27 protein-coding genes and 1 other RNA gene are annotated in these 24,036 nt (G+C 40.4%); 12 read left to right on the top strand and 16 right to left on the bottom strand.

Annotation, left to right across the window (positions count from 1 at the left end):
- The first annotated feature begins 71 nt into the window (after nucleotides 1-71).
- Both SLU01_RS04280 and fdhD read left to right on the top strand, forming a co-directional pair.
- Nucleotides 72-1,034, top strand: coding sequence for a polysaccharide deacetylase family protein (locus SLU01_RS04280; protein ID WP_147055710.1), 963 nt, complete (start codon nucleotides 72-74; stop codon nucleotides 1,032-1,034).
- A 167-nt stretch (nucleotides 1,035-1,201) separates the two neighbouring features.
- Nucleotides 1,202-1,993, top strand: a complete 792-nt coding sequence (fdhD, locus tag SLU01_RS04275) for a formate dehydrogenase accessory sulfurtransferase FdhD (RefSeq protein WP_147055708.1) — start codon at nucleotides 1,202-1,204, stop codon at nucleotides 1,991-1,993.
- Between the two features lie 28 nt (nucleotides 1,994-2,021).
- Here fdhD and SLU01_RS04270 read toward each other — a convergent pair whose 3' ends face one another.
- From SLU01_RS04270 to SLU01_RS04220, 10 genes are all read right to left on the bottom strand, one after another.
- The gene (locus tag SLU01_RS04270; RefSeq protein WP_147055706.1) at nucleotides 2,022-2,588 is read right to left on the bottom strand and encodes a hypothetical protein; all 567 of its coding nucleotides are present in this window, start codon (nucleotides 2,586-2,588) and stop codon (nucleotides 2,022-2,024) included.
- Entirely contained in the window at nucleotides 2,585-3,220 is a 636-nt protein-coding gene (locus SLU01_RS04265) for an SCO family protein (RefSeq protein WP_174842613.1), read from the bottom strand. Before SLU01_RS04265 ends, SLU01_RS04270 begins: the two co-directional genes overlap by 4 nt.
- 30 nt (nucleotides 3,221-3,250) lie before the next feature.
- Nucleotides 3,251-4,948 carry a cbb3-type cytochrome c oxidase subunit I gene (locus tag SLU01_RS04260; RefSeq protein ID WP_147055702.1) on the bottom strand — a complete coding sequence of 566 codons (1,698 nt, stop codon included), beginning with the start codon at nucleotides 4,946-4,948 and terminating at the stop codon, nucleotides 3,251-3,253.
- 14 nt (nucleotides 4,949-4,962) lie between these two features.
- Complete coding sequence (locus SLU01_RS04255) at nucleotides 4,963-5,430, bottom strand: cytochrome c oxidase subunit II (protein ID WP_147055700.1); 468 nt, start codon at nucleotides 5,428-5,430, stop codon at nucleotides 4,963-4,965.
- 466 nt (nucleotides 5,431-5,896) lie between these two features.
- Nucleotides 5,897-6,589, bottom strand: coding sequence for a Crp/Fnr family transcriptional regulator (locus SLU01_RS04245; protein ID WP_170232585.1), 693 nt, complete (start codon nucleotides 6,587-6,589; stop codon nucleotides 5,897-5,899).
- A gap of 108 nt (nucleotides 6,590-6,697) precedes the next feature.
- Complete coding sequence (gene oppF / locus SLU01_RS04240; protein WP_147055695.1) at nucleotides 6,698-7,630, bottom strand: ABC transporter ATP-binding protein; 933 nt, start codon at nucleotides 7,628-7,630, stop codon at nucleotides 6,698-6,700.
- A complete protein-coding gene (locus SLU01_RS04235) occupies nucleotides 7,630-8,694 on the bottom strand; it encodes an ABC transporter ATP-binding protein (RefSeq protein WP_147055693.1) in 1,065 nt (354 codons plus the stop codon). The genes oppF and SLU01_RS04235 overlap by 1 nt, the downstream gene beginning before the upstream one ends.
- A 16-nt stretch (nucleotides 8,695-8,710) precedes the next feature.
- Nucleotides 8,711-9,730 (bottom strand): oligopeptide ABC transporter permease, encoded by a 1,020-nt coding sequence (gene opp3C, locus SLU01_RS04230; protein WP_147055691.1) that lies wholly within the window; start codon nucleotides 9,728-9,730, stop codon nucleotides 8,711-8,713.
- Nucleotides 9,730-10,662, bottom strand: coding sequence for an oligopeptide ABC transporter permease (gene opp3b / locus SLU01_RS04225; RefSeq protein WP_147055689.1), 933 nt, complete (start codon nucleotides 10,660-10,662; stop codon nucleotides 9,730-9,732). The genes opp3C and opp3b overlap by 1 nt, the downstream gene beginning before the upstream one ends.
- Before the next feature lie 172 nt (nucleotides 10,663-10,834).
- Complete coding sequence (locus SLU01_RS04220) at nucleotides 10,835-12,553, bottom strand: peptide ABC transporter substrate-binding protein (RefSeq protein ID WP_147055687.1); 1,719 nt, start codon at nucleotides 12,551-12,553, stop codon at nucleotides 10,835-10,837.
- Between the two features lie 255 nt (nucleotides 12,554-12,808).
- Here SLU01_RS04220 and SLU01_RS04215 point away from each other — a divergent pair, with 255 nt between their 5' ends.
- The 3 genes from SLU01_RS04215 to SLU01_RS04205 all read left to right on the top strand — a co-directional run bounded on the left by SLU01_RS04215 (nucleotide 12,809) and on the right by SLU01_RS04205 (nucleotide 14,227).
- The gene (locus tag SLU01_RS04215; RefSeq protein ID WP_147055685.1) at nucleotides 12,809-13,153 is read left to right on the top strand and encodes a DUF3899 domain-containing protein; all 345 of its coding nucleotides are present in this window, start codon (nucleotides 12,809-12,811) and stop codon (nucleotides 13,151-13,153) included.
- A gap of 149 nt (nucleotides 13,154-13,302) precedes the next feature.
- Nucleotides 13,303-13,779 carry a DUF948 domain-containing protein gene (locus SLU01_RS04210; RefSeq protein WP_147055683.1) on the top strand — a complete coding sequence of 159 codons (477 nt, stop codon included), beginning with the start codon at nucleotides 13,303-13,305 and terminating at the stop codon, nucleotides 13,777-13,779.
- Between the two features lie 19 nt (nucleotides 13,780-13,798).
- Entirely contained in the window at nucleotides 13,799-14,227 is a 429-nt protein-coding gene (locus tag SLU01_RS04205; protein WP_170232584.1) for a DUF948 domain-containing protein, read from the top strand.
- 33 nt (nucleotides 14,228-14,260) lie between these two features.
- Here the strand turns inward: SLU01_RS04205 and SLU01_RS04200 are convergent, their stop codons facing one another.
- From SLU01_RS04200 to cax, 3 genes are all read right to left on the bottom strand, one after another.
- Complete coding sequence (locus tag SLU01_RS04200; RefSeq protein WP_147055680.1) at nucleotides 14,261-14,812, bottom strand: DUF948 domain-containing protein; 552 nt, start codon at nucleotides 14,810-14,812, stop codon at nucleotides 14,261-14,263.
- Nucleotides 14,809-15,249, bottom strand: a complete 441-nt coding sequence (locus SLU01_RS04195; RefSeq protein WP_147055678.1) for a DUF948 domain-containing protein — start codon at nucleotides 15,247-15,249, stop codon at nucleotides 14,809-14,811. The genes SLU01_RS04200 and SLU01_RS04195 overlap by 4 nt, the downstream gene beginning before the upstream one ends.
- 63 nt (nucleotides 15,250-15,312) lie before the next feature.
- Entirely contained in the window at nucleotides 15,313-16,371 is a 1,059-nt protein-coding gene (gene cax, locus SLU01_RS04190; RefSeq protein WP_147055676.1) for a calcium/proton exchanger, read from the bottom strand.
- A 126-nt stretch (nucleotides 16,372-16,497) separates the two neighbouring features.
- On the opposite strand from cax, the gene ssrS reads away from it, so the two are divergent.
- Nucleotides 16,498-16,688, top strand: a non-coding RNA gene (gene ssrS / locus SLU01_RS04185) — 6S RNA.
- A 117-nt stretch (nucleotides 16,689-16,805) separates the two neighbouring features.
- On the opposite strand, the gene SLU01_RS17885 is transcribed toward ssrS, so the two are convergent.
- Together SLU01_RS17885 and SLU01_RS04175 are read right to left on the bottom strand one after the other, a co-directional pair.
- Nucleotides 16,806-17,099 (bottom strand): hypothetical protein, encoded by a 294-nt coding sequence (locus tag SLU01_RS17885; protein WP_170232583.1) that lies wholly within the window; start codon nucleotides 17,097-17,099, stop codon nucleotides 16,806-16,808.
- Nucleotides 17,100-17,402, bottom strand: coding sequence for a YunC family protein (locus tag SLU01_RS04175; protein WP_147055672.1), 303 nt, complete (start codon nucleotides 17,400-17,402; stop codon nucleotides 17,100-17,102). It lies immediately after the preceding gene.
- 124 nt (nucleotides 17,403-17,526) lie between these two features.
- Here SLU01_RS04175 and SLU01_RS04170 point away from each other — a divergent pair, with 124 nt between their 5' ends.
- The 6 genes from SLU01_RS04170 to SLU01_RS04145 all read left to right on the top strand — a co-directional run bounded on the left by SLU01_RS04170 (nucleotide 17,527) and on the right by SLU01_RS04145 (nucleotide 21,837).
- The gene (locus SLU01_RS04170; protein WP_147055670.1) at nucleotides 17,527-18,348 is read left to right on the top strand and encodes a S1C family serine protease; all 822 of its coding nucleotides are present in this window, start codon (nucleotides 17,527-17,529) and stop codon (nucleotides 18,346-18,348) included.
- Nucleotides 18,349-18,421: 73 nt separating this feature from the next.
- Nucleotides 18,422-18,868 (top strand): hypothetical protein, encoded by a 447-nt coding sequence (locus SLU01_RS04165; RefSeq protein ID WP_147055668.1) that lies wholly within the window; start codon nucleotides 18,422-18,424, stop codon nucleotides 18,866-18,868.
- Nucleotides 18,856-19,149: a DUF2653 family protein gene (locus tag SLU01_RS04160; protein WP_147055666.1), complete on the top strand. Its 294-nt coding sequence runs from the start codon at nucleotides 18,856-18,858 to the stop codon at nucleotides 19,147-19,149. The genes SLU01_RS04165 and SLU01_RS04160 overlap by 13 nt, the downstream gene beginning before the upstream one ends.
- 125 nt (nucleotides 19,150-19,274) lie before the next feature.
- Complete coding sequence (locus SLU01_RS04155) at nucleotides 19,275-20,312, top strand: IS1595 family transposase (RefSeq protein WP_147055664.1); 1,038 nt, start codon at nucleotides 19,275-19,277, stop codon at nucleotides 20,310-20,312.
- Between the two features lie 106 nt (nucleotides 20,313-20,418).
- On the top strand, nucleotides 20,419-20,646 hold the full coding sequence (locus SLU01_RS04150) for a hypothetical protein (RefSeq protein ID WP_147055662.1): 228 nt from the start codon (nucleotides 20,419-20,421) through the stop codon (nucleotides 20,644-20,646).
- 261 nt (nucleotides 20,647-20,907) lie between these two features.
- Nucleotides 20,908-21,837, top strand: coding sequence for a hypothetical protein (locus SLU01_RS04145; RefSeq protein ID WP_147055660.1), 930 nt, complete (start codon nucleotides 20,908-20,910; stop codon nucleotides 21,835-21,837).
- A gap of 348 nt (nucleotides 21,838-22,185) precedes the next feature.
- On the opposite strand, the gene SLU01_RS04140 is transcribed toward SLU01_RS04145, so the two are convergent.
- Entirely contained in the window at nucleotides 22,186-23,877 is a 1,692-nt protein-coding gene (locus SLU01_RS04140; RefSeq protein ID WP_170232582.1) for a methyl-accepting chemotaxis protein, read from the bottom strand.
- Between the last annotated feature and the right edge of the window lie 159 nt (nucleotides 23,878-24,036).

The following is a 24,036-nucleotide window of genomic DNA, read 5'->3' as shown; positions in this document are numbered from 1 at the left end:
CACCATTAATTGTATTGAATAATGATTTCGGGGAATTCCTAAATGGATAACGCGGAAGGAATGATTGTTATATGAAAAATACAATTGTAATCGCGGCCATCTCTGGGCTATTCATTTTTTATGGGCTATCGATGGTCCATACTCCAAATCTATCAGCAGCTTCTTCAACAACAATAAGCAAAAATGAAAATCTGCTTGAAACGATTCAATCATACGCCAATGCAAACGACATCCAACCGATCGATGCGGTGATCGACCGGGTTTGGAAAGCAGTTCCTGGCTATAATGGACTCGTTGTTGATATAGAAGCAAGCTATAAACGAATGGTGAAAAGTGATGAATTCAATGAAGATTTACTTGTCTATAATAAAATCGCTCCGTCTGTTCGTTTAAGTGATTTACCCCCTTCACCTATTTATAAAGGAAATCCACAAAAACCGATGGTCGCTTTTTTGATAAACGTTGCATGGGGCGATGAATTCATTCCCCCTATTTTAAAAACGCTCCGAGAACATAACGTGAAGACGACCTTCTTTTTTGACGGGAGTTGGACAAAGAAAAGTCCTGAGCTTGCGAAGATGATTTTGGATGAAGGCCATGAGATCGGAAACCATGCGTATAGCCATCCGGATCTTGGTAGGTCGTCTGAAGCGAAAACACGGGAAGAATTGACGAAGACGAATAACGTAATTGAAGAAATGCTAGGTGTCAAGCCAAAGTGGTTTGGACCACCAAGCGGAAGTTTCAACCAGCGGACTGTTGAAATTGCACGGGAGCTTGATATGTTCACCGTACTATGGACGGTCGATACAGTTGACTGGAAATTGCCCGAAGCGAGTGCCATGGTCAATCGCGTTGTTTCTAAAGTGGAAAACGGTTCGATGGTACTTATGCATCCGACGAAACCAACTGCAGAAGGTTTGGAAAAAATGATTGCCGACATCAAGCAAAAAGGCTATGTTATCGGAACAGTGTCCGAATTACTAAGCGAGGACCGAATCAATACTAACCTACAAGAAGACTTGTTCAATTAATTCCTTTCGGACATAAAAAGCCTAACTCCTACATTTTTCAGCAGGGAATTAGGCTTTTATGCCGTTTACGCACGATACTTTATACGACATATAACTATTCCCCCCAATTAGTAGTATTATAGTAGACATAGACTGAATTTCTGAACTACTACAGGGGGTCTTGCCGAATGGAACAGCTTCACAAACGGAAGGTTTTCCGCTATTCAAACGGTCAAATGGAAGAAAAAATAGATTCGATCACAGTGGAACACCCCATCACAATCCGTATTAACGATAAAGAATTCATGACAATCGTCTGTACGCCCGAATACATCGAAGATATGGTTATAGGTTTTTTAGCTTCTGAAGGTGTCATTCCTAAATATGACTCCATCAAAGAAATGTGGTTTCAAGAGGAACTTGGCGTCGTTCATATCAAAACGGATATGCACTTCCCTTTCTATGAAAAAATGCTAAACAAGCGATATATTACTTCCTGTTGCGGTATGAGCAGACAAGGATTTGTATTTGCGCATGACGCTCTTACAGCGAAAGAAATGAAGTCCATCAATGTCCGACTCACACCTAAAGACTGTTTTTCATTAATGGAGCAAATGGATCAGGCTGCTCATATGTTTCAACATACGGGCGGCGTCCATAATGCAGCACTTTGTGACGCTAATGGAATTCTCCTTTCAAGAATGGATATTGGGAGGCATAATGCATTAGACAAACTATACGGTCACTGCCTAAAGAACAATATTCCTGTACACGACAAAGTAATCGCTTTCAGCGGTAGGATATCTTCTGAAATTTTACTGAAGGTTGCAAAGATCGGCTGTGAAATTGTCTTATCGAAATCCGCACCAACTGAACTTGCATTGACACTTGCCGAACAATTAGGGATTACAACAGTAGGGTTTATAAGAGGGACATCTTTCAATATTTATACGCATCCGGAACGAATTGTTGCCGAATAGGAAAAAGCTGTCCAAAGTAGACAGCTTTTTATAATTGGATAGGTGATTCTTGCTTGTCGATGAAAGCAAGATAAATCAAGTAGATGGAAAAGCATATAGCCATTGTCATGTATCCCCAACCAAGTGTGATTTGGTCGATTAATAAATAGTTATTGCATAATTGAATCGGTGCCTTTATATAAAGGAATCCCATTACATAAAAAAGTGCTGTGAAGACAATAAATACAATCTTTTTACTACCTGATCCGATTTTGTTCCAGCTATCGCGTAAAGGAACACCAGCCAGAAAAGGCAGACTGATAAATTTGAACAGTTCAACGCTCGTTGTTGTCAACGCATCATCCATCGTTTTAGGAATCATCCAGTACACCATGACGAGCGTAAATAATAGGATACCCGGTATGCCGTCTTCATTCCATTTTGCAAAGAACTTAGGGAGCTTCGATTGAAAAAATGGAGCCATCAGAAATCCGGAAATCACAAGAAGAGGCATTTGCATGTGCATATGCATGATCATAATTGACTCGAGAACAGATGCCATCGGCGGAATTGCCATGAATAATAGAAGGGCCAAACCATATTTCGACTGTTTCATGACCGCCCCTCCCCGCTATCCAAGATGTTAATGATTTTCTCCGCCGCAGCATCGACGTCTTTATAATCCATCACTTCTTGCAAAACGCCATTCTCATCCACAAGATAGAATGCCGAATTATGGGCGAAGTTCCCATAATCATCCGGTATGACGATAACACCGAACTCCTTCAATACGTTAGCCAATTGTTCTTCGTTTTGGATACTAGCCATCCGCCACGTTTCACCATCGCTATTGAACATATTTTTATAAATGTCCAAAGTGGCAGGGTCATCACGGTCGGGATCAAAACTAATGCTTAAAAAATCGATATCTTTACCAATATACTTTTGAGGAATCTTATCGTAAAGCTCAGACATATTCATTTCCAAATCAATGCAAACTGTTGTACATGATGAATAAAAGAACGTGATGAGTACATAATTTCCTCTAAATTCATCCATCGAATATTCACGTTCTTGACTGTCTTGGAAAGTGACATCCGGAAATTCCGGCTTATCTTCCAGTAGTTTATTGACACGCGCCGTTTCTGCAGTGAAAGCTGTGAATCCATCCGTTCCGATGGAGATCAGCAGAATCCCAAACAGCAATACAACTAGAGTCGCTATTTTTGTATAACGATTTGACATGATCTCCACTTCCTCGGATAGTTTTTCACTTCATTACCATGTAATAAATGGCGGTGATCCTGGTGGTGCATTGACGATTAAATCTACAACTGGCACGACATATCCCATCGATACTACAATTAGCATGATGACGATCCATAAGCCCCATCGATCTGTCCACATCGGTGTTTTTTCTTCCGGCTCTTCCGCTTCCGCAATTGGGAATTCAGTTTCGCCTTTAGGAGCGAAAAACATCATATGGAAGACTGCAAACACTTGGATGAGCACGCCGATGATTAGAAGCGTTCCCCCTACTGCAAGGAAGATCAAGTACGGATCCCAACCGAGCGCAGTCGCATTATTACCGTAAGTTGTATAAGACGTTCTGCGTGGTGAACCGAGTAAACCGACCCAGTGCATCGCACCGGACATGAACAGCATTCCTAGCGTCCAAATAATCGTTTGGACAATCCCGACTTTATTCATCCGTGGTGTTAGGACTCTTTTCGAAATATACGGAATCAGCCAATAGCTAATGCCGAAGAATGTCAAGATGACGGAAGTTCCGACAGTTAAATGGAAGTGACCGACAACCCACAAAGTGTTATGGACAACTTGGTTCAACTGGTTTGATGTTTGTGCAATACCGCCTGCCCCTGCTGGAATGAATGCAATCATCGCAATCATGGGTGCAAGGAAACGGACATCTCCCCAAGGTAATTTTTTTAACCAACCGAATAATCCTTTGCCGCCAAGCTTCCTGCCTGTTTTTTCAAAGACGTAAACACACGCAAATGCGGTCATCAATGAAGGGAAGCCGATGGACAAGCTCATGAACAAGTGAAGGAATTTCAATGTTTGAGACATCCCTGGATCCACAATCTGATGATGGAAACCACCAGGTATATTCGAAATGACGAGCAAGATGATAACTACCCGTGTGAGTGTATCACTGAAACGTCGGCCGCCTATGATTTTTGGAACAATCACATACCAGGCTGATATCGCAGTCATATACCAAATGTTTACGAGTGTATGGCCAAATGACCAGAATAACGTCCGGCTTAACAAAACGTTGACAGTCGCTTTCCAACCGAAAGACCAGGCGATCAATGTTAGTACTTCGATTGTGACACCGATGCTTCCGAAGAATAGAAGGACGAATACTCCTGTTGCAAAAAAGGCGAAAATCGGAATATGTTTTCCCGGATTTTGTTTGCGCCATTTCGCGATATTGATAAAAGCTCCGAATGCACACATCCACACACCGATGACGATAAGTGCAAGACCGATATAAAAGTATGGGGATGCTGCCATTGGCGGATAGAATGTATAAAGGACCGATGCTTTATTTTGTATGATCGGTACGACTGCAAACACAAGACCGACAACTTTCATCCAAAATCCGATCCACGCCATCTTCCGTACTTGAGGCAGCAACCCACCTAATGTATGGGATAATCCAGCATAGAAATAACCGATTGTGAAAAACGCTGTCAACACAAGAACTAGCAATACACCATGCGCCGTCAACACTTGATAATAGTTGAACCAATGCGGCAATTGTAAGAGGCCTGCACGTTCAAGGCCTTGTAATAATCCTAAGGCACCGCCAATAAGTAATGCGATAAACGCAACAGCCATATATGATTTCGTCAATTTGGCATCTTCAGGGCCTATGCCCATTAGTTTTTGTGATTTTTCCTTTAATGAACCTTTTATCTTCTTTTCCTTAATTGCTGTCGAATTCATTGTTCTCCCCTCCTTCATTTCACCGTAATTGTTGTGCTCATATGCTGATGACCCGCGCCGCAATATTCGTTGCACAATACGAGGTATTCACCGGGCTTATCAAATGTCTGCGTCGCTTTTTGAATATGCCCCGGCATAACCATTGCATTCAGGTTGGTGTCAACCACTTGGAATCCGTGAACGACATCCTTTGACGTCATAATGAATGTAACGGTTGACCCTGTTGGGATCTCAATCTTTCCGGGATTGAAATTAAACACTTCTAACGTCATGACAACTTCATATTCGTTCTCTCCTGTTTTGAAAACACCCGGGTTATCAAAAGGTGCTGTCTCATCGACTTTTTGCGGGTCGATCGTTTCTTTATTACTCGGTGGACCCATTCCTAAAGCGAAAGTTTGATAGCCTGTTATCAACATGAAAATAACAAGCATACCTCCGCTCAGCATCAACCAGATCTCTTCGTACCGATTCATCTTCATCATTATTCCTCCTAATCTCACAGGGTAACTTTATTTTCATTTGCCGCTCGTTTTTTCCCGGAAGCGCTCGTTTTTTCTTAGGAACGCTCGTTTTTCCTAGGAAACGCTCGTTTCTCCTCGGGAACGCTCGTTTATCATCAATAACGATACATATAAATAACAAACAGCAGTACCCAAGTAATTAAAATTATAAAACCGACAAACCCGACTGAAAATAATGTCCCTTTTATCGTTGATTCGACTTCTTCATGTTGCTCTTCTACTTCTATATTTGGGGATTTCACTTTTCTCACCTCCGCTGTTTTCTTCTTGAGTTAATAATAATTGATAATGATTCTCACCTCTGTGATGTACATCACACATTTCGAATTCAAAAGTGACAAACTCTTGACAGTGCGTTAATTAGAAAAAAGCCATTTTGCAAATCCACTGATGTGGTTTACAAAATGGCTTTTCAATTTATACATTAGCTGAAACTAAGCAATTCATCCTTCAATTTTTCAGGAGCAATCATATACTCCCCATCTTTGATATCAACAGATTCATCTTTCCGCAGCTGCGATATCATACGATTCACTGACTCTCGGGATGTCCCGATCATATTCGCGAGATCTGCATTTTTGAATCGGGTATTCAATTTCACCCAACCGTTCCCCACTTTACTTCCATGAGTTTCACAAAGCCTTAATAATAGAAGCAAAATCCGTTCATTCGCACTGCGCAATGCCATTTCTTCAAGACGTTGTTGAAGACTCACAATCTGATCACCCAGCACCCTCAGCATTTTCACAGAGGCTGAAGGATTTTCCATGAGGACTTGTTCAAAATCCTTGATCGCGATTGAATAAACTTCACTATCCTCAATTGCCTGCGCGAAAGCAGGAAAATGTCCTTGGCGAAAGAAGCCGACATGTGGAAAAAGGTCTCCATGCTGTTTGAAATGAAGGACTTGCTCTTTTCCTGCATGGTCGTTCCGAAAAATCTTAATTTTACCGGACTCGGCTATGTAAACATGTGTAATCGGATCCCCTTGTAAAAATAATATTGTTTTGTCAGCTAATTTCCTTTTGTGCATGATCGGTAAAAAGGGTTCCAATTCCTGTTCGGATAAATCCTTAAAAAACATCGTATTTTTCAAAAATCCTGTCGGAAAATCCATGTCATCTCCCCTTCTTTTAAATGCTGTTTTTGCCATTATACCATTACCAAATAGACTGCATAACAAAAAGCCGCCTTTGTCAGTATCTGACTTAGACGGCTTTCGGTTTTATTTTAATTCTTTTTTCATTGCTTCGAATTCTTTGTCCGAACATAATACAAAGTGTTCCGGAGAAATTTCACGGAATTCAACTTTTTCGTCTGTTCCGTATTTATGGTCATTCGGATTGTATGGCTTCCGCACGCGCGTTCTTTCGTAAATCGGATCCGGAAGCGGAATAGCTGAAAGTAATGATTTTGTATAAGGATGCATTGGATTTTTGTATAGATCTTCGGCAGGCGCCATTTCGACGAGTTTCCCAAAATACATAACACCAATCCGGTCTGAAATGTATTTTACCATCGATAAGTCATGGGCGATGAATAAATACGTCAAACCTTTCTCTTTTTGGAGATCCTTTAAAAGGTTTACCACTTGAGCTTGGATGGACACGTCAAGAGCTGAGATTGGTTCATCTGCAATGATGAATTCGGGATTTACAGCTAACGCCCGTGCAATCCCGATCCGTTGACGTTGTCCTCCGGAGAACTCATGCGGATAGCGGTCTGCGTGCTCTTTATTCAGTCCAACCGTTTCAAGCAATTCAACGACCTTCTGTTTACGGTCCTTGGCATTTTTGACCAATCCGTGTATATCAAGGCCTTCCGCAATGATATCAAGTACCTTCATACGCGGATTCAATGATGCGTAAGGGTCCTGGAAGATCATTTGCATTTTTTGGTTTAATGATTTCACATCTGCTTTGGATTTATTGCCATGTACACTAACACCGTCATAGAGAACCTCTCCATCCGTTGCATCATATAGCCTGATGATTGTACGGCCTGTCGTCGATTTCCCACAACCCGACTCACCAACCAAACCGAATGTTTCTCCACGATTAATCGTAAAGCTAATATTATCGATCGCCTTAACCTCCGAAGGTTTTCCGGCATTAAAATATTGTTTCAAGTTTTTCACTTCAAGCAATTTTTCTGCCATTATGCTTCACCTCCTGTGGTTTCTTCATAATATCTGCTTCCACGAAAAGTCTTCATCCGCTCAATGATGTTTGCAGGCGGTTCTACTTCCGGCGCATTCGGATGTAGCAGCCATGTAGCCGCGAAGTGAGTTTTACTGACTTGGAACATAGGTGGTGCCTGTTCCAAATCAATTTGCAATGCATACTCACTTCGAAGTGCAAACGCATCTCCGACTGGAGGATTCAATAGGTCAGGCGGTGTGCCTGGAATTGCATAAAGCCTTTCCTCTTCCAAGTCCATAGATGGCATAGAGCTTAAAAGACCCCATGTATACGGGTGTTGAGGATTATAGAAAATTTCATCGACTGTACCGACTTCAACAATACGGCCACCGTACATTACAGCTACACGATCAGCGACATTTGCCACGACACCAAGGTCATGTGTAATAAAAATAATGGACGTATCGACTTTTTTCTGAATGTCCTTCATTAACTCCAAAATCTGTGCTTGGATTGTAACGTCAAGCGCCGTTGTTGGTTCATCGGCAATCAATATTTTAGGGTTACAAGCCAATGCAATTGCAATGACGATCCGTTGTCTTTGACCACCTGAAAATTGGTGCGGATACATTTTAATACGCATTTCCGGATTCGGAAGCCCTACCAATTTCAAGAGTTCAACGGCTACTTCCTTCGCTTTTGCTTTACTTACTTTTTGGTGCTTTAAAATCGGTTCCATGATTTGTTTTCCAATTGTCATCGTTGGATTCAAGGAAGTCATCGGATCTTGGAAAATCATCGAAATGTCTTTTCCCCTGATTTTCTGCATTTCTTTATCTGTTAGTTTTGTTAAATCATGATTGTTAAATAAGATTTCTCCATTTTTAAATTCGGAGCTTGATTCGGGCAATAACCGCATAATCGATTTCGTCGTCACTGATTTTCCAGATCCCGACTCTCCAACGATTGCTAGCGTTTCCCCTTTGTTCAAGTCAAAGCTTACTCCACGAATCGCTTTCACTTCACCGGCAAACGTGTGGAAGGAAAGCTCCAAGTCTTTTACTTGTAATATTTTTTCCATCTCGGCTTTCCTCCAATCAATCTTTCATTTTCGGATCAAGTGCATCTCGTAATCCATCACCGATTAAGTTAAACGCAATCATCAAAACACTAATAACGATTGATGGGAATAAAAGAACATATGGTTGGAACTCCATTACTTTATAACCATCGTTAATTAATGTACCTAACGAAGCCGCAGGCGGTTGAAGTCCAATTCCGATGAAGCTTAGGAACGCTTCAAAGAAGATTGCGCCTGGAATCGTGAACATTGTGTTGATGATGACGATACCTAAAATGTTTGGCATCAGATGCTTTGTGATGATACGGCCATCACCCGCTCCTAGCGTTCTTGAAGCAAGTACGAATTCCTGACTTTTGTATTTCAATATTTGTGCACGGACGATACGGGACATCCCTATCCATCCCGTTATAGAAATGGCAATGATGATTGCCATTATTCCTGGATCCATAATGAGAATCATTAGAATTACAACGATCAGCGTTGGAATACCGATAAGGATTTCAACGATCCGCTGCATAATATCATCGGTACGTCCTCCGAAATAACCTGAAATACCGCCATATGCGACACCAATCACAAGGTCAATAATGGAAGCAACGAAAGCGATGAACAAGGAAATTTGTGTTCCTTCCCAAAGTCGTGTAAACAAGTCACGACCTAACCCATCTGTACCAAACCAATAGTACTCGTCGACTTTCTTCATTTCATATAAATCGACTTTTTGTCCTCCCATGTTCCCAACCCCATCAAAAATGCCTAACTTTTCGATACCTGGAATTTTAGGAGGCAAGTTAGCGTGTCGGATTTCTTGGTGATCGCCGGAGTGACCGTTCAAATGAGGTCCTATAAACGCCATTAAAATCAATAACAGCAACACAAAAATACTGACGACCGCTGCTTTGTTTTTACGTAGGCGCAACCAAGCATCTTGCCAGAAACTTAAGCTCGGTTTTGTAATCCGTTCAGCAGATTCGTTATCAATGGCCACCCGCTCAAATTTTTCTGGCGGTAATTGTTGTTTATCAAGTTGCATTATCCTTTACCTCCAGACAGACGGATTCGTGGGTCGATGATTCCGTATAAAATGTCTACGATGAAAATAACGACAATTAAAAACACAGAGAATAATAATGTTGTTCCCATAATCGTCGCGTGGTCATTCGTCATAATAGAAGAAACGAACTGCTCCCCGATTCCCGGGATCGCAAAGATTTGCTCAATTACCAATGATCCTGTAACCAATCCGGCTGTAACCGGACCTAATACGGTAATCAATGGGATTAACGCATTACGGAATGCGTGCTTAAATGCAATTTCAAATCCGTTAGCGCCTTTCGCTTTTGCCAATGTAATATAATCCGAGCTAAGTACTTCAATCATTTCAGTACGGATGAACCTTGCCGCCATTGCAAGCGGTCCCATTGCTAATGCGATGGAAGGCAAAATACTCGATTTCCAGCCGTCATTCCATAAGCCAACCGGCAATAAGTGCCATTGTGAAGCAACCCAATATTGCAGTAATGAAGCGAATACGAAGGACGGAATCGAACTACCCAATATCGCTAAAAATGTACTTCCATAATCCCAGAATGTGTTTTGCCTCAATGCTGCGAGCATCCCCAACAAGATACCAATAAGTGTTCCGAATACCATTGCCTGCGCTCCAAGAACCATAGATGGTTTTAATCGTGTTGAAAGGAGGTCGTTTACACTTTTCCCTTTAAAGACGAAGGAAGTCCCTAAGTCCCCTTTCGCAAGGTTTTTCATATAAATCGCATATTGCACAGGCTTCGGTTTGTCGATGCCGTACTTCTTCTCAACGATTGCCCTTTGAGACTCATTTAACTTGCTATATGAAGCAATCGGCGAACCTGGTAGCGTTTGCATTAAGAAAAATGTTGCAGTAGCAATTAGGAACATCGTTAGGAACATATAAACTAAACGCTTACCAATATACTTAACCATATTGCACCTCCGAATTAGGTTAGATAATTTATGTCAAATTGAATACTCAATTTTTTTTCGGAATGAAAATACGTATAATTTTCAAAGTATTATCTACTAGTAAAAAGAGAGAGCATATGAGCAATTCGCCCATATACTCTCATCCTTATTAAGTTGACTGTATCTTTACTGCTTACTCTTTTCCGGAAATATAAGCCCACTTGTAGCTATAGTCAGCTCCGAATGGGTGAACTGCTAGACCTTTGAAATATGGTTTTTGCAATTGTAATAAACCACGTTGGTAAATCGGTGCAATCGCTGCGTCATCTTCAATTAGGATTTTTTCAGCTTTTGCAAATGCATCATAACGAGCTGCAGGATCTAAAGCAAGCTCATCTTTTGATGATTCGATCAACGCATCATATTCTGGGTTTGAATAAGACATCAAGTTGTTTGTACCATCAGTAACGAACAAATCTAGGAATGAAATTGGGTCTTGGAAGTCAGGGCCCCATCCAGAAACTTGGATGTCATATTGTTGATTTGTGTCAAGGTCCAAACGAACTGAGAATGGTACTTCTTTCAACTTAATTGACAAACCTTCAAGGTTGCCTTCAAGTTGAGCTTTGAAGTATTCATCCATTTTTTTGGAAAGTTCAGTGTCTCCGCCTAGGATTTCAAGTTCCAATTCAGTTACACCAAGCTCATCCAAACCTTTTTGCCAGTATTCCTTCGCTTCTTCTGCATCATAGACTAATAGGTCGCCGCTGATGTCACGGAAGTCTTTTCCGCTTTCATCGAATGCGAAGTCTGTAGGTACAAGGAAGTTTGCAGGAATCGAACCGTTTGCAAGGATTACATCAGCCAAGTCTTCTTTTTGGAAAGATTTAGCGATCGCTTTACGAATGTTAACGTTTGCAAGCGGAGTCTCTTTACCGTCTTTTTCTTGGTTAAACTTGAAGTAGAATACAGAAGTTTCTGGTTGAACGATTGCTTCTGCATGAGTTGAATATTGTAGAGCTAAGTCACCAGATACACCAGCGCGGTCTTTCTTGCCATCATTGTAAAGCTTGATTGCAGTTGCAGAGTCTTTTACAACGTCAACGTTGATTGTATCAAGTTTAACGTTTTCTGCATCCCAATATTGTTCATTTTTCTTGTAAACCCAGCTATCTCCAGTACCATCCCATTCAGTAAGAACGAAAGGTCCGTTGTAAAGAAGGTTATCTGAGTTCGTTGCGTATGCATCGCCTTTAGCAGTTACAAACGCTTCATTTTGCGGGTAGAAAGTTCCGAAAGACATAAGTGATAAGAAGTATGGCACTGGGCGTTCCAATGTAACGACCAATGTTTTGTCATCTTCAGCAACTACGCCAAGTTCTGACTTGTCCATTTTTTCTTCACTGATTGCTGTTGCATTTTCGATAACACCTGACATCATGAATGGACCATAAGGTGATCCAGTTGCAGGGTCGATTGCACGTTGCCATGCAAATACGAAGTCATGAGCAGTTACGTCTGTTCCATCAGACCATTTAGCGTCACGAAGTTTGAATGTATAAGTCAATCCATCTTCGCTCACTTCTGCTTCTTCAGCAGCCATAGCAGGTTCAGCAACGTTTTCTAAGTTCAAACGGTACAAACCTTCGTTTACGTTATTCAATACGTTGAACCCTACTGCGTCTTCCACGATAGCGGAGTCTACAGAAGGAATTGCTGCAGATTCGATCAAGTTAAGAACTTGCTCTGCATCTGGTTCACCAGCTTCTTCTTTTTGTTCTGTCCCTTTGTCGCTTTCTTTATTAGGAGTAGCGTCTTTTTCTTCTGTTTTGTCTTTACCGCCACAAGCAGCAAGTACAACGCTTAATACTAAAGAAAGTGCCAAAAGCAATAGCATTTTGTTTCTCTTCAAATTGATGACCTCCTTTTGTAATTGTCTGAAGAATTAACACTTTTTATTATACCTTGAAAATGTATGAAGTCAAAGGGTTTTTTGAGATTATTTCAGTAACAATATGATGTTAAAGTAATGCGAGGTTTATGAATTATCAATTTTTAAATGACAAACATTGATATTACGCACTTTGTTCTCAATTGCTTTATTTCACTCTTTATTATAATATACAAGAATAAACAGTTATATAAATGATAAAAAAGAGGTTTGAATATGAAGAGAATTTCAATTAACATTATTGTAAGTCAATTATTAATTTTTGTTTTAATTTACATTTTGTATAGAAATGTGACAGTTCTCGACTATATAAACATTTCGTTTTACGTCGGTGGTCTACTTCTATTCATTGGATTGGCCCTTCTCCTATTCCAATCTGGATTTTTTGATTTCTTTTCTACAAGTGTCAAAAAAGTATTTTACCGGAAACATGTTCAAGAGGACATCATGAGTATGCGGAAGCCATCGGAAGCCTTGTCAATGAAATCTACTTTTTTCTTCATGACAGGAATTCCAATCATCCTGTTCATGTTAGTCACGTTGTTTATTTATTCTTCATAAGGGATCGGCCATTTCTCAATTTCGAGAAATGGCTTTTTCTATAGTAGGATGCGCCCAATGCTGGATCGTATGTATGATGTGTTTATGACATTGTCGTTAGTGGTATTAATAGATAAGAGAAAAAGTTGTGGAATGGAGCTGGTGGTTGAATGGAGTACCTCCTATATATAAGTGCAGTCATCGGGGCATTATCCTTATTACTAATTGCCATCTTTCTCATCATGGCAGTTACAAGCGCAAAGCGAACGATGAAGGAAGTTACAGAGACGGTTGAAAGGATGGAGACGAAGCTCAATGCAGTCACATCAAAATCGGATCAAGTAATGGAGCAGACAAATCGGATTGCCGAAGACATTGAAAACAAAATCCATCAATTGGATGGTATAACGCATTCGGCTCAAAATATCGGGAAATCAAGTGAACACATTACCCAATCGTTCGAATCAATCTCAAGGGAAATTAAGACTCCCAAAACGAAGCACCGCGATTTGATGAAAAAAGCAACAGCACTTACGGAGTTAGCATCATTTGTATTCTTCAAATTCAAATCGGAGAAAGACAACCAAGGAGCATCTTCTAAACATGAAGTAAAGAGACTTCCTTATAGCGGACAGGAATTGGAATGAATTTTTGGGAGGGATCAAGTTGGATTGGTTAGGAATCGGAGTACTTGTCATCGGTGTAGCATTTGCAGTGCTTGTTGGTATTTTAATTAAGCCTATTAACAAATTGGCGGATGTATTGGATGGTGTCAAAGAGACAACGGACCGCCTTCCAGAGACGATGGACGATTTAACAGGACATACAAAAGAAATAATGCGGACAAGCAATGCCACGATTGAAACAGTAAATGACCAATTAAAAGAATTCAATCCCCTTTTACATGCCATTGGGGATGTCGGCGGAACAGTCCGTCAGAAGACGCTTGCAGCTCTAGGGAAAACAAGTACCCTGAAAGCACAAACTGAACATGCGGCCGAATTTACAAAACAAGAGAAATATGAAGGGATCTATGGTCTTTTATCCTTCTACTACTTTATGACCCGTAGGAAAAAGAAAAGAAAAAGCGTATGAAGGACGGTGCTTCGCCTCCTTCATACGCTTTTTTTATAGATCATCCGCCACGTACTTCCCGGCCTTTGCAGAGTCCTTCGCTTCTTCCTTTATTCGCTGAATATCGAAAGCTCTTTGTTCGCCCTCGCTATGAAAAGTGCTCATTCTTGAAAAACTTTTTCTCTTTTTCAAGCTTTTTCCTTTGTCTACTGAGTAAACAGCAAGTGCAGACATTCCGTACAAACCGCCAAGTTTTTTGTTTCTCGTTTCCTCGTCAGTCGCTTCCAATTTCCCTTTCATAGAAACGGTAAAATCATTTACAGATGAAGTTACCTTGCGAGTAGACTCGCCTACATCGCCGATAATATGGAATAGTGGCGTCAGTGTATCTAATTTTTCATTCACATCCGATAACGTATCATTCGTATTACGGATCAGACCGCTTGTTTCATCCAAGACACCATCCAGCTGATCCGGAAGTCGGTCGATAGTAGTGCCTACTCCTTGCAATATGAATGCCGTATGGTTCAGTACCTTTGCTAGGAATATAGAAAGTATTAAGAAGGCAATTCCAATTAATAAAATCCCTGCTCCTGCTAAAGTCATTTAAACCCCTCATTTCTTCTTGTATATCTTCGTTTTCCATCTTTCCAGGAACCGAATAAGCCTGAAACGAATTCCGCAGATTGTATGATTCTGATGAACGGCATGGCACCCGGTAACTCTTTTTGATTCGCATAATCACTCGTCAATTCCTCCAATTCATCAGTTGCCAATCTAGCTGAATCTCCAACTTTTCCGGCCGATACGAAAACGGAGTCAATTGCATTTAACTTTGTTTCCATATCGATCAATGTGATTTCCGTTTTCTCAATCGTATTCTCTAAACTATTTACCGTTGCATCTAACTTCGATTCCATTTGATCAAAGCTTTTTCCTGCACTTCCAATTGTTGAAGAAATTTGCCGCAACAACTTAGAAAGCAGTATTGCGAAGATGGCGAAAGATACTGCCATTAGGAACACCCCGATATGCATTAGCATTTTCAGCGATCCCTCCTTTCTATCATCTATACCACAGAATCTTTTCACATAAGCATAACGGCCTCATAAAAAATAAAAACCGATCCCGATGATGAGATATGCCGACAATAAAGTCAGACCTTCAAACCAGTTCGATTCTCCATCATTGCATAAATTAATAACTAAAAAGGTGGCAGTCACCATTGCAACTAATTCAGGTATTGTAAATACGAGTGGCATAGTTACAGGCATAACTAGTGAAATAAGGACAAGGATTGGCGCGACAAACATGGCAACTTGTAATGTGGAGCCAACAGCAATTTCCACTGCGACATCCATCCTGTTTTTCATCGCCATTGTAATTGCTGAGAAATGTTCCGCTGCGTTTCCGACAATAGCCACGATGATGACCCCGATGAATAGTTCTGTCCAACCGAACATTTCCCCGAGTGTTTCAAATGTATGTACCAGTTTTTCTGACACAAATGCTACGGCGACGGTAGAGAGAAGAAGAATGAGAATGGATTTACCTTTTGACCATTCTGGGATTTCCTCCTCTTCCTCGACTGTTTCTTTATCGGAAGAGGTAAATACACCTCGATGCGTAACGAGCTTAAAAAAGAGGCCCGCTAGATAAAGGGCAATCAAGATGATTGAAACCCCGATACTTAAGGTGACCGTATTTTGGCGATTCATCGTCTGCGAGAAGATTTCCGGAATAACAAATGCTACAATCACAGCGAATATTAATAACCCTGAATTATACCGCGCATCATGGATGCTGAAATTTTGCGTTTTGTATTTTATGCCACCTGCAAAAAATGAAAAGCCAAGCACAAGCAGTAAATTCCCTAGTACGGATCCTGTCAATGAAGCAAGTACGATCCCGATCATACCGGCTTTCAATGTAAAAATCGAAATGATCATTTCAACCGCATTTCCAAATGTAGCATTCAATAGACCACCCACTCTCGGTCCGCTAACGATTGCAAGGCTTTCCGTAGCCCTGCCGATAAATCCCGAAAGTGCAATTATGCTTGCGCAACTTAATAAGAAGATCGGAATCGCTGGCCAATCCATGACTGAACCGACTAAAACCAATGGAACACCTATAAATGCAAGAAACAAAAATACCCGATTCACATATTACACTCCCTTTCGCTTTTTGTTATCTTTCCCTGTAAGCAAAAATGCAAACAGCAGCGATGTCGTCTTAGAAATGGAAGTTATTTTCATTGCTCTGCATCAAAAAGTAATGTAAGATGTATTCATAAGCTGCATTGTACGTATTCACATAAGTTTTAACCTTTAAGCTGTAAAAGGGAGTTTTATATAGGAACTGGAATGGTATGCCCAGTCAGATCTACTGGGACGAACAGGAATGTTTCTGCGAACACCCACTTTGAGGAGTGGTGGTTTAAAACTTTCATGATTAACGATACGGCAAAGGCGGCTTATCTTATTTAACTAATGCAAGCACCATCCTTCATGGATGGTGCTTTTTTTGACGACAAAAAACTTTCATTTATTTTGCGGATATATTTTCGAGTCTGGGACATCATACATCATGTAAGTGTTCATTCACTTAACAAAAAAACCAAAGGGAGATGTCTTACATGCCTGAAAATCGCCAAAACAGGAATAACCAAAACAACAATAACCGACAAAACGATCGGAACCAGAACCAAAACGAGAACAAAAACATCGAGTTCGCAGATGACTTCTTCAACAACAATCAAGACAATAACAACCGAAACAATAACGACAGAAATCAAAACAATCGCAACAACCGTAATAACAACAACCGTTAACTTTATTAAATCAAAAAAAGCATCGAACCGAGGGCATTCTCGGCTCGATGCTTTTTTCATTTAAACCATTTTCAACAACGCTTCTTCTCCGATCATGCCAGTGTAAATTCCTAGCGCTTCTGCTTCCTTCGTAACGGACTCAAGCGGTGCCTTTAATAATTGGTCAATCGTTTTGACTCCCACTGCCCTCCCCGCGACAATTTTCCGATCCGCCAATACATTATTCAGCAAAGCAACGTCCAAAGCCCCACACATAATATATCCTTGATCATTAGAAACCGTCAGTAAAGTTGTTTTCGGCAGGCGGACAGTTACTGCCGTAAATGGATGGCCGTCAATTATAATAGGTGTTAAAGATACCAAGTCACCCTCCCCTTTCCCCTTTATACATATGGGCATGAAGAACAAAAGGTGACCCCTTCGTGCAATTATCGATTCATTGCTATAATGATAGAAAGATCTTTGAAGACGAGGAAGTGATTGATTCATGACAGATGAGCAAAATAATAATCGAACTGAACACATAGATGATGACCATTTTGAACAAATCAGCGATGAGGAAATGAATGAGCTTGTCCTTGAAGCTCAAAGAGAAGCCTTGCTAAAATCACTTGAAGAGAAGGACGCACCCCCAAAAAAGCGGATTCCCAAATCATTCATCTGGCTAATGGCCGTCACTTTGGCATTAAGCACGTTTGTTGGCCTATTTCAGGTGTTCTCGATTCCTGCAATCGACTTTCTCATCTCTTCGGCTGCTTTATCACAACAGGAGGAAGTCGCCGCCCACAAAAAATCCGTTGTCGTCGTGTCGACAGAAGACGGTAAAGGAACTGGATTCTCCATTTCCGATGATGGTATTATTTTAACCAACTATCATGTAATTGAGGATAATGAATTCATTACAGTCGTCTTTCCAGAGGATGGCCGCTTTAATGCAACCGTTTTAGAATCCTATCCTGACATTGATTTAGCCGTACTTAAAATTGACGGAAATGACCTTCCTTCGCTTGCAGTTGCGAAAGATGTGCAGATGGCCGAAAATGACCCAATTACTTTCATCGGCAATCCGCTCAGTTTTAAAGGCATTGCTAATGAAGGTACGATCTTAGGACCAATAAAATTGGATGATTGGACAGAAGAAGTAATGATGATCAAAGCTCCTGTATATCGAGGAAATAGCGGCAGCCCGGTTATAAATGAAGAAGGTCAAGTGATCGGTGTTGTATTCGCAACTTTGGACCACGACCAACATGGGAAAGTCGGTTTATTCATACCGATTAACTTGCTTCCCGATTTTAAGGCAAACTAATATAATTAAATGTCAAAATGAATTATACTACTCTATGCATCATTTGTTTTACATAGTAATGGAGGGAAATGAATTGAAGAAGTTAATGTCTGCGCTAATTGCATTGACGATCGTCATGTCGCCTATCGGCAGCATTGTGCTGAATGATCATGCGACAACAGTGGAAGCAAAGAGATACAAATCAGGAAAGAAGAACTTTAACACGAACCAAAACAACTTCACTACTCCGAAAAAAGCGGAAAAGAAACAGGATGAGAACAATTCGCTTAGCAAAACTACTAAACCCGCATCTTCAAAAGGCGGATTCTTCTCAGGAGGTCTCATGCGCGGTTTGTTTATCGGTGGAGTTGCAGGACTTCTTTTCGGTAGCCTGTTCGCCAACATGGGTATGTTAGGCTCAATTTTAGGATTTATGATCAATATGCTAGTCATCGTCTTTGCCATTAGTATAATACGGAAGATTTTCATGCTTCTAAAGGCAAAGAAAGAAAAAGAGGATGTTAATCCATGGCAGAATTGATCATGTCCGAGCAGGATATCGTGAATGCAATCTGCATTGATCAAGCTTGGAAAAACGAAGATCTTTTGCCGGAAAACGTTGAAGTTGAATTGATTTATGATGATGATGAAGGCTTCTCGGCGGAAGTTGAAATTCCGAATCAGAACTATGTCCTCGGATCTTTCGATATGATTCAATCGATTCGCTTCTATATTAAGGAAGTATTGCAACAAGACCCTTATGCGGCGAGCATTAAGTTATTGTTGGATCGAGAAGAAGGCATTATCGCTTCAATCCAGTAACATATTGACCAGGCGGGTAGTTTCCGCCTGGTTTTTTTATCATTGGCTGTGTTAAATATCTTTGTTAATATTTGATTAATTGGAAATAAATGTTCTAGTAAGAACGTTCATTCGGAGGAATTGGTATGAGGTTAAAAGAAATAATAGCAGAAATAAAAAGGTTAAAACCCGCAGAGCAACATCGTTTAAAAGAATTCTTTATTACTTCACTTGCGTCATTCTACCCGAGTGAGCCAATATTCCAAGAAATAAATGAGCGTAAAAATAAAGTCGGATATACTTGTATTCATTGTTATTCCAAACAAGTAGTTAGGTTTGGCAGATATATAGTTAAGGTCGGCACAAAAGATGTCGAACGCCAACGATATCGTTGTAAAGATTGCAGGAAAACATTTACGGATGTCACGAACACTCCCCTTTACCGCACTCATAAGCCTGAAAAATGGATAGAATTCATCAAGTGTATGTTGGAGGGCTATTCACTTCGTAAATCGGCAGAACTTATCGGTGGCGTTCATTATGTTACCTTGTTTTACTGGAGGCACAAAGTGTTGTCTGCCCTAGAACAAATGGACTTTAATGCATTTTCAGGCATTGTGGAAATGGATGAAACATATTTCCTATACTCCGAAAAGGGAAAGCGAAATATTCAGGACCGCAAACCGCGAAAACGTGGTGGTTCATCACGGTTCCGTGGTATCAGTCGCGAGCAGATTTGTGTCCTCGTTGCAAGAGACCGACAAAAAGCCACTTATTCGGGTGTTCTAGGGAGAGGACGTATTGCTAAGACTCAGTTAGAGAAAGCCGTAGGTTCAAAGTTATCATCAGAGAATACGCTCTGCACTGATGCTTGGAGAGCTTTTTCTACCTATGCGAAAAGCAAAAGTATGGAGCATTACCGCTTCAAATCAGATGGTGTTGAACGAGTAAAGGGCATCTACCATATCCAAAACGTGAATAGCTATCACAGTCGATTAAAGAACTGGATACAACGATTCAATGGCGTGGCGACAAAATACCTCGACCATTATTTGAGTTGGTTTCAATTCCTCGAAATTGTGAAGCACCGAAGCGATGATGGTTCCGTCAGCAAAATGATAGTAGAAAGTTGTTTATTACCAATTAATGAAACCTATCATTCATTGAGAACGTATGAATATTAAGACTACTGTTGTTTAATTAACGGATTAGTTTACTTCAAGAATGATGTTGATTTATAAGGTAGAAATATGTTCTAAAATAACAATATAGGAAGGAGGTTGTGATTCTATGAAAAAAATGTTTTTTGGGTCAATCATTCTTTTATGTGGAACAATAGGCTTGATTTCAATTATTGCACTATCAGTTAATAACCCTTGGGATTATAACGGGATTACTGGATTTTATGGTTTTTTACTTGGTTCCCAAACATTATGGGCTTTTATTTTATTTTGTTTAATGTTTATTTCAGGTGCATTTATTTCCTTTTATGAAGCATATCTTAGTAAAGCTAAATAACCCATAAATTACTTGTATTGACAGGTACGTTAGATTAATAATGATAAATCAAAAAGGGACCTGAATAGGTTCTTTTTCTTTATTAATCAAAAATCAACAACATTATTTAACATAGCCTTATCATTAAAAACAAATGAATTTCTGACAAACACATTCGAAAAAGTATTTTGAAACCTTGCTCTATTTCTTCGACCTAAATAATAGAATGGTTATGATTAGTAATTCGAGTAATCAGGCATTGATCAGGAGGGCAATGAATTAATGAAAAAGAAAAAGGCAAAAAAACATTTTCCTTTTTTTACATGGATGATTGCTATGGTGATAATACTAGTCGCGGCGGTGAACACAATCCCTGGCTTTGTATCTAAAACAAAAGATGTCCCTGTTTTAGGTAGATTAATAGAAGCAGTTGAGTTCCAAGAGGTCCTTAACACGGATCAACTACATGACGATCCTCTAACATCCGCTAGTGCTGAAAGCGGGAATTTTTCTGTCATGGGAAATTTAGTTAAAGATTTTTCATTCGAGGATGGGATTGCTACAGGAGGTACGATAACTGATAACGTAAATGTAAAATCCATTTCCGTTACTAAAGACAATGGTATCGAACATATCGGCATCGGCTTCACACAAAGAGGTGAAACTGAGCAACCACAGCTTGCAGCTCCCTATTTTGAAATTGCATACGATGAAAATCCGTATACGATGACCTTTACGTTTCATGGGGCGAGAGCATTTGATGCGAATGATTTTGCAGATCTCAAGAAAAGCGATTTAGTGGAAGATGCTTATTGGCTTGTAACGCATGATGATTCTGCTATTCAATTTGTCATCGTCTTTAACGGACCAGTTCTAATGGAAGGAAAGGAATATGCAGATCCGGCAGAACTTGTCGTCACTGTTTCGGAAGACATGCATGCAAATGATGAAAAGCTATATGCTGTTCGTACACCTTCGCATTTATTCGGCGGTGAAATCCCTTACTACGAAGAATATTTATTTGAAGAAACTGGACTTCGTGTCCTACGGGAAAACGGCATATTATTTTCCACATGGGAAAGTGAATTTTTTCTGGAAGTAGGATTGTTTGAACGTAAGGAAGAAGCGGAACAAAAAGCAAAGGAAATCAATGAAAAGTATGGACCTGAAATTCATGTCTTTGTAGATGAGCGTGTGAAATTTTATGAATAAAGCTGTCCAGAAAGTCAGTACAAACTGATTTTCCGAACAGCTTTTTCTTTTATTGTTTGGAGATCGGCAAAACAGGCATGACGGTCGATTAAACGGTTCTTAATGTCCCGGCCGCTAGAAAATCGGCCTCACACGGGCAATTAAACGGCTCTTAATGTCCCGCGAGTGGGAAAATCAACCTCGCACGGGCAATTAAACGGCTCTTAACGTCCCGAGAGAGGGAAATTTAGCCTCGCACGGGCAATTAAACGGCTCTTAATGTCCCGGGAGAGGAAAAATCAGACGCTCGCGGGCAATTAGCAGCTAATAATGTATGGACAGCCCTTTTAAGGTTTACGAAGCAACTTCTTAAATGGTAAAACGACGAACATGTTCATTTAAATCTTCCGCCAGCTGGGCGAGTTGGGAAGAACTGCCTGCCACTTCCTCCATGGAACTGCTAGTTTGTTGGGATGAAGCAGATGTCTGTTGTACACCGGCTGCCGTTTGTTCTGAAATAGCCGCTATTTCTTCAACAGAGCTGCTTATCTCTTCACTATTCGCTGCAATATCCGATAGGTTACCTGATACGACAGAAATATGACTTACCACTTCTTGAATTGCATCTCTTATTTCAGAAAATGTTTTGTTTGTTTCCTGCAACTGTTTCGTCCCTTTTTCCACCTCTACATACCCTTCCTGCAAAGATGTTGCGACAGAGCCAGATTCTTCTTGCATTGTATTCACGATTCCCGTTATATCAGTTACTGAAATCGATACTTGTTCCGCCAGCTTTTTCACTTCCTCCGCAACAACCGCGAAACCTTTTCCGTGCTCACCAGCACGCGCCGCCTCGATTGCAGCATTCAGCGCCAAGAGATTTGTCTGATCTGCTATTTCTTTAATGACATCGACCAATTGGGAAATTTCCTGCGATTGCTTGTCCAATCCTTGGATTTTAATAACAGAATCATGCACAATATGATCGATTTTGCCCATCTGCTCAGAAGACATATCCATTAAACGAGTGCCCACATTCGTCTTTTCAAGAACTTCACGGGATGCCAGTTGGATTTCTTCGCCTTTTTGGTTTGCTTCTTCTACTTTTTCTGTAAAGGATTCAATGACTGCTGACAGTTCAGATGCGCTGTCCGCCTGACTTTCCACACCAGAAGACAATTCTTGCATCGTTACGGCAATTTGTTCCGATGCGGCATTCACTTCGCTGGATGACTGAGTCAATTCTTCACTTTGGGCGGTTACTAATTCGGACACATTGCTAATCTGATTTAATAGTGCCCGTGTATTGCTGCTCATCTCATTCGTTGCCTCAGTGAGCTGACCTACTTCATCCCGTGAATAAATGGCTAATGGCTCCTCGCTCAAATCGCCGTTGGCAATGAGCTTCATCCGATTCATTACTCTCCTAATTGGTCTTGTAATAAGATTTGAAGTGAAGATTGCAGCAATTATACTTCCGATGACTACAAAAGCCGTTACAATTATGCCTGTAATAAACATATTGCTGCCGCTTTCTACAATTTCTTGCCCTTTGCTATTCGTAATATCCTCTCGCCTATCCGCAAAACTTTGATACCCTTCACGTAATTCGTTTCCTATAATGGCTAGGTCTTGTAGATTTCTACGTGCTTTACCATGATTCCCCTCATCATACGCATCAAAAACATCGCTGATCATAGACTCTCGCCACTGAACCGTTTTGTCGAGCAGTTTCTCAAAATCTTCGGATGCCCCTAGCATTTTCGCGGTCTCCTCAAGTTCCTTACTTTCCTCAGTAAACTCGTGGAATTGTTCTTTGAACTTCAGGTCACCAAACAGTATGTATGCACGTGCGGCACCGATTCGGTTCGCTAATGAAGTCGCCAATTTCTGATCAGCATTTAAAAGCGGCACTTCAAAATTCACAATGCTATCCGTTGTATTATTTATTTTACTAATCGATATGGCATTAAAAACGCCCAAGCCGATCGACAATAGGACGACGATTGAGAATGATACTAATAATTTGCTTCTAATACTTTTAAATCCTTTTTGTTTCATTACATTAATCTCCTTTTCTATAAGAATCAAATCTACGTATAATTTCCCAAGGCCATAATCACTACTAGACTTATAACCTATCCTTTTCTCTTATCGGTTCAATCACAAACTATTTAAGGTACATTAAAATGTCCTTTTTTCGCAAAAATGTAGAAAGCC

This window comes from Sporosarcina luteola, from assembly GCF_007991495.1.
In the GTDB taxonomy this organism is placed as follows: Bacteria; Bacillota; Bacilli; order Bacillales_A; family Planococcaceae; genus Sporosarcina; species Sporosarcina luteola.
This window is presented reverse-complemented; position numbering and strand designations above follow the sequence as displayed.

What these genes read in the sequence shown, in the direction of transcription:
- SLU01_RS04145 (WP_147055660.1), top strand. Translation starts at nt 20,908, where the DNA reads ATGAAAAAGAAAAAGGCAAAAAAACATTTTCCTTTTTTTACATGGATG.
- SLU01_RS04160 (WP_147055666.1), top strand. Translation starts at nt 18,856, where the DNA reads ATGGCAGAATTGATCATGTCCGAGCAGGATATCGTGAATGCAATCTGC.
- SLU01_RS04255 (WP_147055700.1), bottom strand. Translation starts at nt 5,430, where the DNA reads ATGAAGATGAATCGGTACGAAGAGATCTGGTTGATGCTGAGCGGAGGT.
- fdhD (WP_147055708.1), top strand. Translation starts at nt 1,202, where the DNA reads ATGGAACAGCTTCACAAACGGAAGGTTTTCCGCTATTCAAACGGTCAA.
- SLU01_RS17885 (WP_170232583.1), bottom strand. Translation starts at nt 17,099, where the DNA reads ATGAAAAAAGCATCGAGCCGAGAATGCCCTCGGTTCGATGCTTTTTTT.
- SLU01_RS04245 (WP_170232585.1), bottom strand. Translation starts at nt 6,589, where the DNA reads ATGGATTTTCCGACAGGATTTTTGAAAAATACGATGTTTTTTAAGGAT.
- SLU01_RS04170 (WP_147055670.1), top strand. Translation starts at nt 17,527, where the DNA reads ATGACAGATGAGCAAAATAATAATCGAACTGAACACATAGATGATGAC.
- SLU01_RS04150 (WP_147055662.1), top strand. Translation starts at nt 20,419, where the DNA reads ATGAAAAAAATGTTTTTTGGGTCAATCATTCTTTTATGTGGAACAATA.
- SLU01_RS04200 (WP_147055680.1), bottom strand. Translation starts at nt 14,812, where the DNA reads ATGACTTTAGCAGGAGCAGGGATTTTATTAATTGGAATTGCCTTCTTA.
- SLU01_RS04260 (WP_147055702.1), bottom strand. Translation starts at nt 4,948, where the DNA reads ATGAATTCGACAGCAATTAAGGAAAAGAAGATAAAAGGTTCATTAAAG.
- SLU01_RS04140 (WP_170232582.1), bottom strand. Translation starts at nt 23,877, where the DNA reads ATGAAACAAAAAGGATTTAAAAGTATTAGAAGCAAATTATTAGTATCA.
- opp3b (WP_147055689.1), bottom strand. Translation starts at nt 10,662, where the DNA reads ATGGTTAAGTATATTGGTAAGCGTTTAGTTTATATGTTCCTAACGATG.
- SLU01_RS04155 (WP_147055664.1), top strand. Translation starts at nt 19,275, where the DNA reads ATGAGGTTAAAAGAAATAATAGCAGAAATAAAAAGGTTAAAACCCGCA.
- SLU01_RS04195 (WP_147055678.1), bottom strand. Translation starts at nt 15,249, where the DNA reads ATGCTAATGCATATCGGGGTGTTCCTAATGGCAGTATCTTTCGCCATC.
- opp3C (WP_147055691.1), bottom strand. Translation starts at nt 9,730, where the DNA reads ATGCAACTTGATAAACAACAATTACCGCCAGAAAAATTTGAGCGGGTG.
- SLU01_RS04215 (WP_147055685.1), top strand. Translation starts at nt 12,809, where the DNA reads ATGAAGAGAATTTCAATTAACATTATTGTAAGTCAATTATTAATTTTT.
- SLU01_RS04210 (WP_147055683.1), top strand. Translation starts at nt 13,303, where the DNA reads ATGGAGTACCTCCTATATATAAGTGCAGTCATCGGGGCATTATCCTTA.
- SLU01_RS04235 (WP_147055693.1), bottom strand. Translation starts at nt 8,694, where the DNA reads ATGGAAAAAATATTACAAGTAAAAGACTTGGAGCTTTCCTTCCACACG.
- oppF (WP_147055695.1), bottom strand. Translation starts at nt 7,630, where the DNA reads ATGGCAGAAAAATTGCTTGAAGTGAAAAACTTGAAACAATATTTTAAT.
- SLU01_RS04280 (WP_147055710.1), top strand. Translation starts at nt 72, where the DNA reads ATGAAAAATACAATTGTAATCGCGGCCATCTCTGGGCTATTCATTTTT.
- SLU01_RS04270 (WP_147055706.1), bottom strand. Translation starts at nt 2,588, where the DNA reads ATGAAACAGTCGAAATATGGTTTGGCCCTTCTATTATTCATGGCAATT.